Origin of the sequence: Crossiella sp. SN42, from assembly GCF_023897065.1 — a bacterium.
In the GTDB taxonomy this organism is placed as follows: domain Bacteria; phylum Actinomycetota; class Actinomycetes; order Mycobacteriales; family Pseudonocardiaceae; genus Crossiella.
The window spans coordinates 106,242-121,953 of record NZ_JAMHIV010000010.1; the positions used below are offsets into that span (position 1 = coordinate 106,242).

Below are 15,712 nucleotides of genomic sequence, written 5' to 3' on the forward strand. Positions count from 1 at the left end.
AAGGTCCTAAGTGGACAGTGCGGTGACCGCGATGTGGATCAGCCTGCCGTGACCCGCTCGGCCAGCACCGCGCCGCCGTCCCAGGTCACGCCGACCTGGCAGAAGTAGGCGCCCAGCGGCTCCGTCACGGTGAGGTCGGCCAGCTCCTCGGTGGGGGAGTCGAACAGGCGCAGCTCCGCGGTGCCGCGCCAGGGCTGCCCGGTCTGCACCGAGGCCGCGCCGGAGGAGATGAGCTGGGCCAGCGCGTCCGGGCCGCCGCGTTCGATGCCGGGCAGCCAGCGGTGGTGCGCCATCGGGTGGGCGTTGACAAAACCGTTGCGCGCGGCGGGTTCCACCAGCTCCACCACCGCCTCGGCCAGTCGCCGGTCCGCTGCCGCCAGGGTCGCGCCGAAGCGGGCTCCCGGCTCGATGCGCGGGGCCGGGCCGTAGGGGTGCGGGCGGGTCTGGTGGATGCTGCCCAGCTTCTTCGGATAGCCCTGGTGCAGGCCGCGGGCGAGAGCGAAGTCCTTGTCCACCCAGATGTAGACGCACCGCGAGTAGACCCGGCCCTCGAACTCGCAGCGCACCACCACAAAACACTCCTTGTACTGGCTGCGCACCGGGTCCAGCAGCTCGGCCCGACCGTCCGAACAGGACTGCCAGTCGGCCCAGATCACCGCCACCGCACCGGGATCCTCCGGCGCGGGCCGCAGCGGCGGCGGAAGCAGGGCGGCCACCTTGGCCGGGTCGGTGCGGTACTCCACGGTGAGCAGGTCACCGGAGTAGTGCCACGGGGGCGGCGGCACCAGCGCGGCCCGGCCGCTGGGGGTGCGCGGGTAGAGGAAGCCCTGCATGCCCCAGTTATAACGTTTGGGACCAAACGACACAACGGCTGGCAGAATGCGGCCATGACCACGGTGTCGACCACTGCCGGCGCCGTGCGCGGCGTCCTGACCAGCGGCGTCCGCGCTCACCTCGGCATCCCGTACGCCGCCCCGCCGGTCGGCGACCTGCGCTGGGCCGCCCCCGCGCCGGTGATCCCGTGGACCGGCGTCCGCCCGGCCGTCGCACCCGGCCTGGCCGCGCTCCAGGACCCCGCGCCGAGTCGCCTGGTGCCCAAGGCGGTGCCCGGCTTCGGCGAGGACTGCCTCACCGTCAACGTCTGGGCGCCAGCGGACGCCGAGGGCCTGCCGGTGCTGGTGTGGCTGCACGGCGGCCTGTTCCAGCTCGGCTCGGCCTCGGCCGCCTGCTACTCCGGCGCGCACCTGGCCCGCCGCGGCCTGGTCGTGGTCGGGGTGAACTACCGCCTCGGCGCGCTCGGCTACCTGCGGACGGCCGGGTGCTGACCACGGCTCCCGGCGCGGCCGCGATCACCGGTGGCCTGCCCGAGCTGGAGCTGATGATCGGCTACACCCTTGGCGAGCGGCAGGCCATGGCCTTCGATCTGCCCGGCGAGCTGGTGCGGCTGGTTCCGCCCGCGGTGATCAGTCCAGCACGCGACGCTCCTGGTCGGTGAACGGTGGTGCGGGCAGGCCGGGGCGCCTGGGGCTGAACAGCGCGCTCAGCAGGAACCGTGGCCGCAGGGCGTGGGTGACCGGGGCGGCGAGACCGAAGATGTCGATCTGCGTCATCGCCACGGTCCGGCTGTGCATGCCCTTGGCGTTGATCCAGTCCTGCACGCGGTAGGCGAGGCGGGCGGCTGGTCCTGGTCGCGGACCGACGGTCTGGGGGTAGCGGAGGTCCTGGCCGGTGGCCATCCGCCAGGCGCTGTCGGAGGTACGGGCGATGGCCCGCTGGACCGCCGCGGTGCCCGGTCCCGGCAGGCCGTCCCGGATGGCGAGGGCGGCCAGGGCCGCCACGGACATCCCGTGGCCGTAGATCGGGTTGAAGGTGGCGTGGGCGTCCCCGAGGACGAGCAACCCGCCGGGCGCCGGGCGAAGCCGCTCGAAGTGGCGGCGGCGGTTGGCGTGGGCGCGGAAGCCGAAGGCCGGTCCGACCGGTTCGGCGGCGGCGATCAGCTCGGCCAGCACCGGATCGGGCAGGCTCGCCGCGAACGCGTGGAAGCCCTCGTCATCGAGGCCGGGGTGGTCACCGGTGGCACCGGCCACGGTGATCGTCCACAGGCCGTCCTCGATCGGGATCAGGGTCCCGCCACGCCGGACACCGGGATCACGCGCCGGACTGGTCTGCACGTTGACGCCGGGAAAGGTCGACCCGGCCGCGGCCGGCGCCCGGTAGATCCTGGTGGCGTAGAAGATGCCGGGATCGACCACGGACTCCGGCACCGCCGGCACGCCGAGCTCGGCCAGCCAGTCGAGGATGCCGGAACCGCGACCGGTGGCGTCGATGACCAGGTCGGCCGCTACCGCGCTCAGTTCGCCGGTGGACCGGGTGCGCAGGCGAGCTCCGGTGATCGCGCTGTGGTCACCGGTCAAGCCGACCACGTCGGTGTTCTCCAGCAGCCTGACGTGCTCGTGCTCCCGCAGCCGTGCCCGCAGCGTCGTTTCCAGCAGGGCCCGGCTACAGCCGAGGATGAACTGGGTGCCGGGAAACCGGGGGAACCAGCCGCCCTGCGGGGCCATGGTGAGGTACCGGCCGGGTATGTCGATCAGCTGGGCCCCGGCCGCCAGCAGGCTCGCGGTGGTGCCCGGCGCCAGTGCGTCGATGGCGCGGGCGCCGCCGGAGACCAGCACGTGCGTGTGGCGGGCGTGCGGGGCGCCTTTGCGGTGGGCGCTGCCCTCGGTGAACCGGTCGCGGTCGACCACGGTGACCCGGTCGGCGTGCCCGGCCACGGCGAAGGCGGCCAGCGTTCCGGCCAGGCCGCCACCCAGGATGAGGGCGTGGTCCAGGCGGGGCATCGGCATGGGCGACCTTTCCGAGCGCTCGGCGAACGACAGGCGGTCGTGCCTGTCCACTGTGCCAGCTGCGAGCTCCGCGAGCCGTCGCGGAAAAGCTGCCGTGGTCCGCGCCAGCCGACCACAGTGGACGGTCCGGGCCGCGCGATACAGTGCCCTGATGCCGGAACTGCACCGCCTCCGTGCCGATCACGAGGCCGCCGTGCTCGCCTTCGAGCTGGCCAACCGCGCCTACTTCGCCGCCTCCGTGCCCGACCGCGGTGACGACTACTTCGCCCACTTCGCCGAACGCCACCAGGCCCTGCTCGCCGAACAGGAGGCCGGGATCTGCCGCTTCCACCTGCTGGTGGCCGAGGACGGTGAGGTGCTCGGCCGGGTCAACCTGCTCGACCTGGCCGACGGCTCGGCCGAGCTGGGGTTCCGGATCGCGGAGAAGGCGGCGGGCCGTGGCCTGGCCACCAGCGCGGTGCATCAAATCTGCGCGCTGGCGGCCACGGACTACGGGCTGACCTCCCTGTGGGCACGGGCGGCCGTGCGCAACGCCGGGTCGCGGGCCGTGCTCACCAAGGCGGGGTTCGCCGTCACCGGTGAGGTGGTGCTCAGCGGCCAGCCCGGGTTGCGGTTCGAGCGGGCGCTGGGCTCAGTCTGAGTCCTCCCGGTGGGCGCGCAGGGAACCGGCGTGCGCCTTGGCGGTGGGGTCGCGGCGGGTCTTGAGCAGGCTGGCCACGGTGACCACGACCAGCACGCCGATGATCACGGTGAGGCTGACCGCGGTGGAGATCTCCGGCACCCGCTCGTCGATGTCCACGTGCGCCCAGTGCAGCATCAGCTTCACGCCGATGAAGGCCAGGATCAGCGCCAGACCGGTGGACAGGTAGACCAGGCGGTCCAGCAGGCCCTTGACCAGGAAGTACAGCGCGCGCAGGCCGAGCAGGGCGAAGGCGTTGGCGGTGAAGACGATGTAGGGCTGCTCGGTGACGCCGAAGACCGCGGGGATGGAGTCCAGCGCGAAGAGCAGGTCCACGCTGCCGATGGCCAGCAGCACCACGAACAGCGGGGTGGCCAGCCGTTTGCCGTCTACCTTGGTGAACAGCTTGCCGCCGACGTAGGTGTCGGTGGTGGGGAACAGGCGGCGCGCGGTGCGCACCATGATGTTGTTCTCCACGTCCGGGTCCTCGTTGCGGTGCCGGAACAGCTGCACCGCGGTGAAGACCAGCAGCAGGCCGAAGAGCAGGAACATGAAGGAGAACAGCGACAGCAGCGTGGCGCCCAGCGCGATGAAGATCGCGCGCATGACCAGCGCGAGCACGATGCCGAAGGTGAGCACCTTGTGCTGGTGCTCCTCGGGCACCGCGAAGGTGGTCATGATGATCACGAAGACGAACAGGTTGTCGACCGAGAGGCTCTTCTCCACGATGTAGCCTGCGAAGTACTCGGTGCCGAACTGCCCGCCGTACTGCCAGGCGAACCAGACGCCGAAGCCGATCGCGACCAGGACGTAGATCACCGACCAGGTGGTCGCCTCGCCGAAACCGACCTTGTGCGGGCGCACCGCGGCCAGGATGAGGTCGACCGCGAGCAGGGCGATGACCAAACCGATGGTCACCGACCAGGTGAGAAGACTGATCTCGAGCATGTCCGTAGTCAACCTGGTCACCGTGCCGCGACGGCGGACCGACCCGCCGGTGTGACCGAATCGGCTGGCCGCCGGGCGCCCGGCAGCACCCGCTGCACCACCACGAAGGCGAGCAGCAGCAGCCCGATCACGATCTTGGTCCACCAGGAGCTGAGCGTGCCCTGGAAGGAGATCAGGGTCTGGATCACACCCAGCACCAGCACCCCGGCCAGCGAGCCGGCCAGGTAGCCCGCGCCACCGGTGAGCACCGTGCCGCCGATCACCACCGCCGCGATCGCGTCCAGCTCCATGCCCACCGCGTGCAGGCTGTAGCCGGAGAGCATGTACACGCTCAGCAGCAGCCCGCCGAGCGCGGAGCAGAACCCACTGATCACGTACACGCCGACCTTGACCCGCCCCGCCGGCAGGCCCATCAGCCGCGCGGAGGCCTCGCTGCCGCCGACGGCGTAGACGGTGCGGCCGAAGCGGGTCAGGTGCAGCACGTAGGCCGCCACCGCCGCGGTCAGCAGCGCGATCAGCACGCCGTAGGTGATGTTGAGCCCGCCGAGGTCGAGGGTGGCGGTGGCCACCGCGCGGAACGCCGGGTCCTTGATCGGGATGGACTCCACGCTGATCACGAAGCACAGGCCGCGGGCCAGGAACATGCCGGCCAGGGTGACGATGAACGGCTGGATGTCGAAGTGGTGGATCACCAGCCCCATCAGCAGGCCCAGCACCGAGCCGATGGCCAGCACCGCGGCCACCACCACCGGCACCGGCCAGCCCGCCCGCAGCCCGGTCGCGGTGACCATGGTGGACAGCGCCACCACCGAGCCGACCGAGAGGTCGATGCCGCCGGTGAGGATGACGAAGGTCAGCCCGACCGCGAGCACCACCAGGAAGGCGTTGTCCACCAACAGGTTCAGCAGCACCTGACCGCTGGCGAAGCCCGGGTAGGCCACCGCGCCCACGCCGAAGACCAGTGCGAACAGGGCGTAGGTGACCAGCACCGGCCGGAACCGGGCTGGCAGGAAGGTCTTGGTCACGGCGTGGCCGCCTTCGTCGTCTCGGCACGGGCGGGGGCCAGGCGGCGCAGCAGCGCGCGGGCCTTCGGCGCCTGGGCCAGGCACACGCAGATCACCACGATCGCCTTGAGCACCAGGGTGACCTCCGGGGCGACGCCGACCGTGTGGATGGTCGTGGTCAGGGTCTGGATGATCAGCGCGCCGAGCACGGTCCCGGCCACCGAGTAGCGGCCCCCGGCCAGCGAGGTGCCGCCGATGACCACGGCCAGGATCGCGTCCATCTCGATCCACAGCCCGGCGTTGTTGGCATCCGCCGCGCTCACGTTGGAGCTGATCATCAGCCCGGCCACGCCCGCGCACAGCGCGGCGAAGACGTAGCAGGTCCAGATGATCCGGCGGGAGCGCACCCCGGCCAGCCTGCTCGCCTCCGGGTTCACCCCGACCGACTCGATCAGCAGGCCCAGCGCGGTCCGCCTGGTCAGCACCGCGATCGCGGCCACCGCGGCGCCGCTGATCAGGATCGACACCGGCAGCACCAGGTGACCGGCGCCGACCGCCCGGTAGAAGCTGTTGTCCACGGTGACGATCTGCCCCTCGGTGAGCAGCATGGCCAGGCCCCGGCCCGCGGTCATCAGCACCAGCGTGGCGATGATCGGCTGGATGCCCAGCGCGGCCACCAGGAACCCGTTCCACAGGCCCAGCACCAGGCACAGGCCCAGCGCCAGCGCGATCGCGGTGAACGCGGTGCCCGCTCCGCCGGGATCGGCCGAGCCGGCCAGGTGCGTGCAGGCCACCGCGCCCGCGATGGCGGCCACCGCGCCGACGGAGAGGTCCACGCCGCGGGTGGCGATGACCAGGGTCATGCCCAGCGCGACCAGCAGGGTGGGCGCGCCGTTCTTGAGGACGTCGACCAGGCTGCCGTAGAGGTGCCCGTCCTGGAAGCGCAGCGCGAAGAACGTGGGCGCCAGCACCAGGTTGAGCGCCAGCAGCGCGCCCAGGGCCAGCAGCGGCCACCACAGCCGGGACTTCACGAGACCGCCCTCTCCGGCGCCGTTCCGCTGGCGATCAGCTCGACCACCTCGTCCACGCTCGTGCTCGCGCCGTCCAGCTCGGCGACCTTGTGCCGGTCGCGCAGCACCACCACCCGGTCGGCGATCCGGACCACCTCTTCCAGTTCCGCGGAGATGAACAGCACCGCCATGCCGTCTGCGGCCAGGTCGGTGACCAGCTGCTGGATCTGCGCCTTGGCGCCGATGTCGATGCCGCGGGTCGGCTCGTCCAGGATCAGCAGCCGGGGCTTGGTCACCAGCCAGCGGGCCAGCAGCACCTTCTGCTGGTTGCCGCCGGAGAGCGAGCCCACCGGCGCCTCCGGGTTGGCCGGGCGGATGTCCAGTGCGGCAAGGTATTTCGCCACCAGCTCGTCCTGCGTGCGGCGGGGCAGCGGCCGGGCCCAGCCGCGGGCGGCCTGGCTGGCCAGCACCAGGTTCTCCCGCACGCTGAGGTCGGCGACCAGCCCCTCGCCCTTGCGGTCCTCCGAGCAGAAGCCGATCCCGGCCGCGATCGCACCGCGCGGCCCGCGTGCCCGCAGCGGCTTGCCGTCGACCAGCAGCCTGCCGGAGTCGGCGCGGTCGGCCCCGGCCAGCAGCCTGGCCAGCTCGGTGCGCCCGGAGCCGAGCAGCCCGGCCAGCCCGACGATCTCCCCGGCCCTGACCTCCAGGTCGAACGGCGCGATCGCGCCCCGGCGGCCCAGGCCCTCGGCGCGCAGCAGCACCGGCGCGGCCGGGCGTTCCTGGTGCGCGGCCCGCTCGATCTCGGCGAGGGTGCCCAGCTCACGGCCGAGCATCGCGGCCACCAGCGACCGCCGGTCCAGCTCGGCGGTGCAGTACTCGCCGACCAGGCAACCGTTGCGCAGCACGGTCATCCGGTCGGCGATGGCGTAGACCTGGTCCAGGAAGTGCGAGACGAACAGGATCGCCACGCCCTCGGCGCGGAGCACCCGGATGATCCGGAACAGCTCCGCCACCTCCTCGGCGTCCAGGCTGGAGGTCGGCTCGTCCAGCACCAGCACCCGGCAGTCCACCGCGATCGCCCTGGTGATCGCGACCAGCTGGCGCACCGCGATCGGGTGCACGTGCAGCGCGGAGGCCGGGTCGATGTCCAGCCCGATCCGCGCCAGCAGCCCGGCGGCCTTGGCGCGCATGGCCTTGCCGTCGATCCGGCCGAACCTGCGCGGTTCCCGGCCGAGCAGGATGTTCTCCGCCACGGTGAGGTTGGGGCACAGGTTCACCTCCTGGTACACCGTGCTGATCCCGGCCTGCTGGGCCTGCCCCGGCGAGGAGAACTCGACCACCTCGCCGTGCAGGCGCACCACGCCGGCATCCGCGGTGTGCACCCCGGTGAGGGTCTTGATCAGGGTGGACTTGCCCGCGCCGTTCTCGCCCATCAGCGCGTGCACCTCGCCGGGGAAGAGCCGGAAGTCGACCTCCTGCAGCGCCTTGACCCCCGGGAAGGACAGGGAGATCCCGCGCATGTCGACGACCGGCTCGGTGGCGGGTGTCGGGGACTCGGTCATGGATCGGCCTTCGTCGTCCGGCTCCTGGTCAGTACTGGCGGGTCGGCAGCGCGGCCTTGGCCTGCTCGCTGGTGAAGGTGCCCTCCTCGGTGACCACCCTGGCCGGCACCTGCTCGCCCGCCAGCACCTTCTTGGTCAGCTCCATCAGCTGCTTGCCCAGCAACGGGTTGCACTCCACGATGAAGTTGATCTCACCGTTGGCCAGCGCCTGCATGCCGTCCCGGACCGCGTCCACGGTGATGATCCGGATGTCCTTGCCAGGGGTCTTGCCCGCGGCCTTGATCGCCTCGATCGCGCCCAGGCCCATGTCGTCGTTGTGCGCGTACACCACGTCGATCTTGGGGGTGGACTTCAGGAAGGCCTCCATCACCTGCTTGCCGCCGGAGCGGGTGAAGTCACCGGTCTGCGAGGCCACGATCTTGACGTCCGGCCGGGCGGCGATCTTCTCCTCGAAGCCCTTCTTGCGGTCGATGGCCGGCGCCGCGCCGGTGGTGCCCTGGAGCTCGACCACGTTCACCGGGCCCGGGGAGTTGGCCAGCAGCCAGTCGGCGGCCTTGCGGCCCTCCTCGACGAAGTCCGAGCCGAGGAAGGTGCGGTAGAGCGAGGTGTCCTCGGAGTCGATCGCCCGGTCGGTCAGGATCACCGGGATGTTGGCCCGCTTGGCCTCCAGCAGCACGGTGTCCCAGCCGGTCTCCACCACCGGGCTGAAGGCGATCACGCTGACCTTCTGCTGGATGTAGGAGCGGATCGCCTTGATCTGGTTCTCCTGCTTCTGCTGCGCGTCGGAGAACTTCAACTCGATGCCAGCGGCCTTGGCCGCCTCCTGGATCGACTTGGTGTTGGCGGTGCGCCAACCGCTTTCGGCGCCCACCTGGGCGAAGCCCATGGTGATCGCACCACCCGGGCCGGCGGGTGGCTGGCCACCGCCACAGGCGGCGAGTGCGCTCAACAGGACCACGCTGGCGGCGGTCGTGATCTTCTTCAGCACGGATTCCTCCGATGGAGCGGTTGGTGGGCCACAAGAGTGAGCGTTCACAACTTCCTCGTCAAGCCGCCGGTAACGGGAATGTCGCGGCGTTGACACCTCTTCGAGCCCTGGTTATGTTAGCGCTCACTTTTGTGACCCGGAGCACCTTCCCCTTCGAGACGGAAGCACGGTCATGCCGGTAACCCCTGCTCGCTCCCGCCCCCTGCTCACCACCCTGGCGCTCACCCTCGCGCTGGCCGCCGCGGCGCCCGCCGCGCAGGCCGTGCCGACGGACCTGGCGGTCCCGGCCGCGAACGCCGCTTTCCCGCTCGCCGGGCAACCGGCGGCCACCGACCCCGCGTTCGCCGTGGCCCCCGCTGCCGGCCACGGCGACGCGGCCCTGACCGCCGCGGCCGACGCGCTGACCGTCTGGGACGCCCACGACCTGCGCGGCAACATCACTCTGCCGACCGAGTCCGGCGGCGCTGCCGTGTCCTGGCACTCCAACCGCCGCAACGTGATCACCGAGACCGGTGAGCTGACCCGCCCGCCGCACGGCGCGGCCCCGGCCACCGCCACCCTCACCGCCACCGTCCGCCTCGGCGGGCGCCAGGTGAAGCGCCGCTTCGAGGTCACCGCCCGCCCGCTGCCGGCCAAGGCGGCCTACGAGGGCTACCTGTTCGGCTACTTCACCGGCGAGGGCACCGCCACCGGCGAGCAGGTCTACCTCGCGGCCAGCCGCGGCAACGACGCGCTGCGCTGGGACGAGCTCAACCGCGGCAAGCCGGTGCTGACCTCCGGCAAGGGCGACAAGGGCGTGCGGGACCCGTTCATCATCCGCTCGCCGGAGGGCGACAAGTTCTACCTGATCGCCACCGACCTCCGGATCCACGGCAACGGCAACTGGGACCTCGCGCAGCGCCACGGCAGCAAGCACATCGAGGTCTGGGAGTCCACCGACCTGGTGCGCTGGTCCGCGCAGCGGCACGTGCGCGTCTCACCGGACACCGCGGGCAACACCTGGGCCCCCGAGGCCTACTACGACACCTCCATCGGCGCGTACGTGGTGTTCTGGGCGTCCAAGATCTACGCCGCGAACGACCCGCAGCACACCGGCAACACGCACAACCGGATGCTCTACGCCACCACCCGCGACTTCCGCACCTTCAGCCAGCCCAAGGTGTGGGTGGACCCCGGCTACTCGGTGATCGACTCCACCATGATCAAGGACGGCAACACCTACTACCGCTTCACCAAGGACGAGCGGAACAACTCCTCCAGCACCCCGTGCAGCAAGTTCATCCTGGCGGAGAAGTCGGCGAACCTGCGCGCCACCAAGTACGACTTCCTCGCCGACTGCATCGGCAAGGGCGCGATCAGCCAGGGCGAGGGGCCCACGGTGTTCAAGTCCAACACCGAGCGCAAGTGGTACCTGTTCATCGACGAGTTCGGCGGACGCGGCTACATCCCGTTCGAGACAACGGATCTCGCCTCCGGCCGCTGGACCCCCTCGGCGAGCCACGCGCTGCCGCGCAGTCCTCGCCACGGCACCGTGCTGCCGATCACCAAGGCCGAGCTCGACCGCGTCCGCGCGGCCTTCCCCTGACCCCGCAGGAGATCGCGTGTCCCGCTTGTCGCTCTGCGCCGCGCTCGCGGCGAGTCTGCTGGTGGCCCTGCCCGGTGCGGGCACGGCCGCCGAGACCGGCTACACCCTGACCGTCGACCCGGCGGGCAAGGGCGCCGCCATCGACGACTCCATGTACGGCGTCTTCTTCGAGGACATCAATCGCGCCGCCGACGGCGGCCTGTACGCCGAACTGGTGCAGAACCGTTCCTTCGAGTACGACCGCGCCGACAACGCCGCCTACACCGGCCTGACCGCCTGGTCGCCCACCGGTGGCGTGGCCGAGGTGGCCGACGACGCCGGGCGGCTCAACGAGCGCAACCGCCGCTACCTCAAGCTCCGCCTCCCCGGCGGGGTGGTGAACTCCGGCTACAACACCGGCATCGCGGTGCGCGAGGGCCAGTCCTACGACTTCTCGGTCTGGGCGCGCACCGACGCCGCCGCCGGGACCCCGCTGTCGGTCGCGCTGACCGACCCGGCGGGCAAGGACCTGGCCGCCCCGCTGCGGATCCAGGTCCGCGGCGACGGCTGGGTCAAGCACACCGGCAGCTTCCGCGCCCGCGCCACCAGCACCACGGCCCGGCTGCGGGTCAGCGGCGGGGGAACGGGCACGCTGCGGCTGGACATGGTGTCGCTGCTGCCCAGGGACACCTACAAGGGCCACGGCCTGCGCCGCGACCTGGCCGAGAAGATCGCCGCGCTCAAGCCGGGCTTCGTCCGCTTCCCGGGCGGCTGCCTGGTCAACACCGGCAGCCACTACGGCTACGAGGCGCCGAACTACGAGCGCCGCCGGTCCTACCAGTGGAAGGACACCATCGGCCCGGTCGAGCAGCGGGCCACCAACTGGAACTTCTGGGGCTACAACCAGTCCTACGGCCTCGGCTACTTCGAGTACTTCCAGTTCGCCGAGGACATCGGCGCGATGCCGCTGCCGGTGGTGCCCGCGCTGGTCACCGGCTGCGGCCAGAACCAGGCCACCAAGGACCCGGAGCTGCTGCGGCGGCACATCCAGGACACCCTGGACCTGATCGAGTTCGCCAACGGCCCGGCCACCTCCACCTGGGGCGCCAAGCGCGCCGAGATGGGCCACCCGGCGCCGTTCCGGCTCACCCACCTCGCGGTGGGCAACGAGGAGAACCTGCCGGAGGAGTACTTCGCCCACTTCACCGAGTTCCGCAAGGCCATCGCGGCCAAGCACCCGGAGATCACCGTGGTCGGCAACTCCGGCCCGGACGACACCGGCGCCACCTTCGACCGGCTCTGGCAGCTCAACCGCCAGGCCGGGGTGGCGATGGTGGACGAGCACTACTACAACAGCCCCAGCTGGTTCCTGGAGAACAACCAGCGCTACGACAGCTACGACCGCAAGGGGCCCAAGGTCTTCCTCGGCGAGTACGCCTCGCAGGACAACCGGTGGCGCAACTCCCTGGCCGAGGCCGCGTTCATGACCGGCCTGGAGCGCAACGCCGACGTGGTCAAGCTCGCCTCCTACGCGCCGTTGCTGGCCAACGAGGACGCGGTGCAGTGGCGGCCGGACATGATCTGGTTCAACAACCACGCCTCCTGGGGCTCGGCCAGCTACGAGACGCAGAAGCTGTTCATGACCAACGTGGGCGACCACGTGGTGCCCAGCGCCGCCTCTGCCACACCGTCCACAATGGAGCCGATCACCGGCGCGATCGGCCTGTCCACCTGGGCCACCGCGGCCAGCTACGACGACGTGCGGGTGACCGCCGCCGACGGCCGGACCCTGTTCACCGAGGACTTCTCCGGCACCGACGCCCGCTGGAGCAAGGTCGCCGGGCGCGGCAGCTGGGCGGTCCGCGACGGCGCCTACGTCCAGTCCGACGCCGCCTCGGAGAACACCCTGGTGACCGCGGGCGATCCGGCCTGGCGGGACTACACGCTGAACCTCAAGGCCACCAAGCAGTCCGGCAAGGAAGGGTTCCTGGTCGCCTTCGGCGTCAAGGACACCGGCAACCTCTACTGGTGGAACCTCGGCGGCTGGGACAACACCCGCTCCGCGGTGGAGAAGACCGAGTCCGGCGGCAAGAGCACGCTGCTGGAGAAGGACACCAGGATCGAGACCGGCCGGACCTACGACCTGCGGGTGGAGGTCCGCGGCAGGCGCGTCACGCTGTTCCTGGATGGTCAGCGGTGGGGCGAGTTCACCGACGACCGCAAGGCGGAGCCGTTCCGCCAGGTGGTCACCAGGGACCTCGCCACCGGGGAACTGATCGTCAAGGTGGTCAACGCCCAGGAGGACGCGGCGCGGGTGCGGCTGGACCTGGGGCGCGACACCCAGGTCCAGCCCATCGCGCAGGCCACCACCTTGCAGGGCCGCCCCGAGGACCTCAACACCCAGGCCGGGCAGCCGATCCGGCCACGCACCTCGCAGGTGCGAGTGTCCAACTCCTTCACCCACACCTTCCCGCCACACTCGATCACCTTCCTGCGCATCAAGGATCGGAGCCGCCCGTGACCGCCTTCGACCGACGTTCCCTGCTGCGGGCAGGCGGTGTGCTCGCCGCCGCGAGCGCCCTCCCGCTGGCCGCCGCCGCACCGGCCAGTCAACCGCTGATCCGCCAGCGGGCCGACCCGTTCATCACCCCACCGGTCGGCGGCCGGTACTACTTCACCGGCTCGGTGCCCGAGTACGACCGGATCATCATCCGTGGTGCGTCCACAGTGGAGGGTCTGGGCGCGGCGGCGGAGACGGTGATCTGGCGGCGGCCTGCCTCGGGCCGGATGGGCGGGCACATCTGGGCGCCGGAACTGCACCGGATCGGCGGGAAGTGGTACGTCTACTTCGCCGCGGGCGACTCCGACGAGCCCTTCCGCATCCGCACCTACGTGCTGGAGTCCGTCGCCGCCGACCCGCGCGCGGCCGGCTGGGTGCTGCGCGGCCAGATGCAGACCGCCTGGGACACCTTCACCCTGGACGCGACCACCTTCGCCCACCGCGGCAAGCGGTACTTCCTGTGGGCGCAGGGCGAACCCGGCATCGCCACCAACAGCAACCTCTACATCGCCGAGATGGCCTCGCCGCTGGCATTGCGCGGCACGCCGGTGCGCATCTCGGTGCCGACGGAGTCCTGGGAGACCCAGGGCTTCAAGGTCAACGAGGGCCCAGCGGTGCTCATCCGCAACGGCCGGGTGTTCGTGACCTTCTCGGCCAGCGCCACCGACGCCCGCTACTGCATGGGCCTGCTCACCGCCAACGCGGGCGCGAACCTGCTCGACCCGCGCTCCTGGACGAAGTCGGCCGGGCCGGTGTTCACCAGCAACGCGGGCACCAGCCAGTACGGGCCGGGGCACAACTCGTTCACCACGGTCGGCGGCGCGGACGTGCTGGTCTACCACGCCAGGGACTACCGGGACATCACCGGCGACCCGCTGTTCGACCCCAACCGGCACACCAGGGTGAAGCGGCTGCGCTGGAAGGCCGACGGCAGCCCGGACTTCGGCGTGCCCAACGGCGGTGCGAGCCCGCTCGGCTAGTGGACAATGGGGTGTGTCAGCCCGGGATCCGATGAGTGTTATCGCTAACATCGGACGCCGAAGGTCGAGGATCGGAGATCGTCTGTGGACAGCAGGGCCACCCGTGACCCCGCGATGACCGATGTCGCCCGGCTCGCCGGGGTCTCGCACCAGACGGTGTCGCGGGTGCTCAACGACCACCCCAACGTGCGTGAGCAGACCAGGCTGCGGGTGCGCGCCGCGATCAAGGAGCTGGGCTACCGGCCCAACCGGGCGGCGCGCGCCCTGGTCACCGGGAAGTCGCAGCTCATCGGCGTGGTCACGCAGAACTCGACGCTCTACGGCCCGGCCTCGCTGCTGTCCGCCTTCGAGGAGGCGGCGGGCGAGGCCGGGTTCGCGGTCAGCGTCGGCCGGGTCCGGGTGCTGGACCGGGAGTCCATCGCCGCGGCGGTGGAACGGCACCGCGACCAGCGGGTGGCCGGCATCGTGGTCATCGCGCCCACCGCCTCGGCCAGCGACGCCCTCGCCGACATCCCGGCAGGCGTCCCCCTGGTCACCGTGGACGGCGACCCGGACCGCCCCACCCCCCTGGTCACTGTGGACCAGGCGGCAGGAGCCTTCGCCGCGACCAAACACCTGCTCGACGTGGGCCACAAGACGGTCTGGCACGTCTCCGGTCCCGCCGACTGGTTCGACGCCGCGGGCCGGGTGCGCGGCTGGCAGCGGGCACTGGACCTGGCGGGCGCGGAGGTGCCGCCGGTGCTGCCCGCGGACTGGAGCGCCGCGGCCGGGTACCAGGCCGGTCAGATGCTGGCCAGAATGCCCGAGGTGACGGCGGTGTTCGCGGCCAACGACCACCTGGCGCTGGGCGTGCTGCGCGCGATGAGCGAGCGGGGCAGGCGGGTGCCGTGGGAGGTCAGCGTGGTCGGCTTCGACGACGTGCCGGAGGCGGCGTACTTCATCCCGCCGCTGACCACGGTGCGACCGGATTTCGCGGCGGTGGCGCGGGAGACGCTGGGGCTGTTGCTGACCCAGGTGAGCGAAGGGGAGACGGCGGAGCCGTGCCGGACGATCGCGCCTGATCTGGTGGTGCGGGAGAGTGTCGCGCCGCCCGCTTGAGTCGCGTCGGACCTGGTGGTGCGGGAGAGCGTCGCGTCGCCGCTTGAGTCGTGGCTGGGTGGGTGCGTGCGGCGCGTGGGCCGGGGAGTCGCGGGCTGGGTGGTCGCGGAGCTGGGCTCGCGGTTGGGTGATAGCTGGGGCTGAGCCTGGTCCGGTGCGGGCCGGTGGCGGGACCGCCGTCGCGGCTGGCTGACGCCGCCCGGCCGGGCGGCGCGGGCCTGCTGTCCGCCTGCTTCGCGTGGCTGGGTCCCGCCGTGTGGCTGCCCGCTCGCTTCGCGCGCCTGCCGCCCGCGAGCCCGCCTGCTTCGCGCGGTCGGGTCCGCCCACGGGCCAGCTCGCCCGCTTCGCACGGTTAGCCCCCGCCGGATGGCTGGCTGCCGTGCCCCGCCCGGTGCTCGCGGCCGCTCTCGTCCCGCCCGCGCCATCGGCGGCTTCGTGCTGCCATGCGCACGTTCACCACAAGCTCGCAAAGCCCG

The 15,712-nt window shown here is 71.5% G+C and carries 14 protein-coding genes; 7 read left to right on the top strand and 7 right to left on the bottom strand.

Annotation, left to right across the window (positions count from 1 at the left end):
- Nucleotides 1-38: 38 nt before the first annotated feature.
- Nucleotides 39-833 (bottom strand): acetoacetate decarboxylase family protein, encoded by a 795-nt coding sequence (locus M8C13_RS13950; RefSeq protein WP_252480982.1) that lies wholly within the window; start codon nt 831-833, stop codon nt 39-41.
- 54 nt (nt 834-887) lie between these two features.
- Between M8C13_RS13950 and M8C13_RS13955 the strand changes: the two genes are divergently transcribed.
- Nucleotides 888-1,325, top strand: coding sequence for a carboxylesterase family protein (locus M8C13_RS13955; RefSeq protein ID WP_252480983.1), 438 nt, complete (start codon nt 888-890; stop codon nt 1,323-1,325).
- Nucleotides 1,319-1,495, top strand: a complete 177-nt coding sequence (locus M8C13_RS13960) for a hypothetical protein (RefSeq protein ID WP_252480984.1) — start codon at nt 1,319-1,321, stop codon at nt 1,493-1,495. Before M8C13_RS13955 ends, M8C13_RS13960 begins: the two co-directional genes overlap by 7 nt.
- Here M8C13_RS13960 and M8C13_RS13965 read toward each other — a convergent pair.
- Nucleotides 1,464-2,843, bottom strand: coding sequence for an NAD(P)/FAD-dependent oxidoreductase (locus M8C13_RS13965; RefSeq protein ID WP_252480985.1), 1,380 nt, complete (start codon nt 2,841-2,843; stop codon nt 1,464-1,466). The genes M8C13_RS13960 and M8C13_RS13965 overlap by 32 nt on opposite strands.
- 151 nt (nt 2,844-2,994) lie before the next feature.
- Here M8C13_RS13965 and M8C13_RS13970 point away from each other — a divergent pair, with 151 nt between their 5' ends.
- Nucleotides 2,995-3,483 (top strand): GNAT family N-acetyltransferase, encoded by a 489-nt coding sequence (locus tag M8C13_RS13970; RefSeq protein WP_252480986.1) that lies wholly within the window; start codon nt 2,995-2,997, stop codon nt 3,481-3,483.
- On the opposite strand, the gene M8C13_RS13975 is transcribed toward M8C13_RS13970, so the two are convergent.
- From M8C13_RS13975 to M8C13_RS13995, 5 genes are read right to left on the bottom strand one after another with little or no spacing between them, the layout of a single operon-like run.
- Nucleotides 3,475-4,470, bottom strand: a complete 996-nt coding sequence (locus tag M8C13_RS13975; protein ID WP_252480987.1) for a TerC family protein — start codon at nt 4,468-4,470, stop codon at nt 3,475-3,477. The genes M8C13_RS13970 and M8C13_RS13975 overlap by 9 nt on opposite strands.
- Nucleotides 4,471-4,487: 17 nt before the next feature.
- Entirely contained in the window at nt 4,488-5,495 is a 1,008-nt protein-coding gene (gene yjfF / locus M8C13_RS13980) for a galactofuranose ABC transporter, permease protein YjfF (RefSeq protein ID WP_374213071.1), read from the bottom strand.
- On the bottom strand, nt 5,492-6,505 hold the full coding sequence (locus M8C13_RS13985) for an ABC transporter permease (RefSeq protein WP_252480988.1): 1,014 nt from the start codon (nt 6,503-6,505) through the stop codon (nt 5,492-5,494). Before M8C13_RS13985 ends, yjfF begins: the two co-directional genes overlap by 4 nt.
- Nucleotides 6,502-8,046, bottom strand: a complete 1,545-nt coding sequence (locus M8C13_RS13990) for a sugar ABC transporter ATP-binding protein (protein ID WP_252480989.1) — start codon at nt 8,044-8,046, stop codon at nt 6,502-6,504. The genes M8C13_RS13985 and M8C13_RS13990 overlap by 4 nt, the downstream gene beginning before the upstream one ends.
- Nucleotides 8,047-8,074: 28 nt before the next feature.
- Complete coding sequence (locus M8C13_RS13995; RefSeq protein ID WP_252480990.1) at nt 8,075-9,034, bottom strand: ABC transporter substrate-binding protein; 960 nt, start codon at nt 9,032-9,034, stop codon at nt 8,075-8,077.
- Nucleotides 9,035-9,206: 172 nt separating this feature from the next.
- Between M8C13_RS13995 and M8C13_RS14000 the strand changes: the two genes are divergently transcribed.
- From M8C13_RS14000 to M8C13_RS14015, 4 genes are all read left to right on the top strand, one after another.
- Nucleotides 9,207-10,619, top strand: coding sequence for a glycoside hydrolase family 43 protein (locus tag M8C13_RS14000; protein WP_252480991.1), 1,413 nt, complete (start codon nt 9,207-9,209; stop codon nt 10,617-10,619).
- A gap of 16 nt (nt 10,620-10,635) precedes the next feature.
- A complete protein-coding gene (locus M8C13_RS14005) occupies nt 10,636-13,119 on the top strand; it encodes an alpha-L-arabinofuranosidase C-terminal domain-containing protein (RefSeq protein WP_252480992.1) in 2,484 nt (827 codons plus the stop codon).
- Nucleotides 13,116-14,138 carry a family 43 glycosylhydrolase gene (locus M8C13_RS14010; RefSeq protein WP_252480993.1) on the top strand — a complete coding sequence of 341 codons (1,023 nt, stop codon included), beginning with the start codon at nt 13,116-13,118 and terminating at the stop codon, nt 14,136-14,138. The genes M8C13_RS14005 and M8C13_RS14010 overlap by 4 nt, the downstream gene beginning before the upstream one ends.
- A gap of 114 nt (nt 14,139-14,252) precedes the next feature.
- On the top strand, nt 14,253-15,236 hold the full coding sequence (locus M8C13_RS14015) for a LacI family DNA-binding transcriptional regulator (protein WP_256509052.1): 984 nt from the start codon (nt 14,253-14,255) through the stop codon (nt 15,234-15,236).
- Nucleotides 15,237-15,712: the final 476 nt, after the last annotated feature.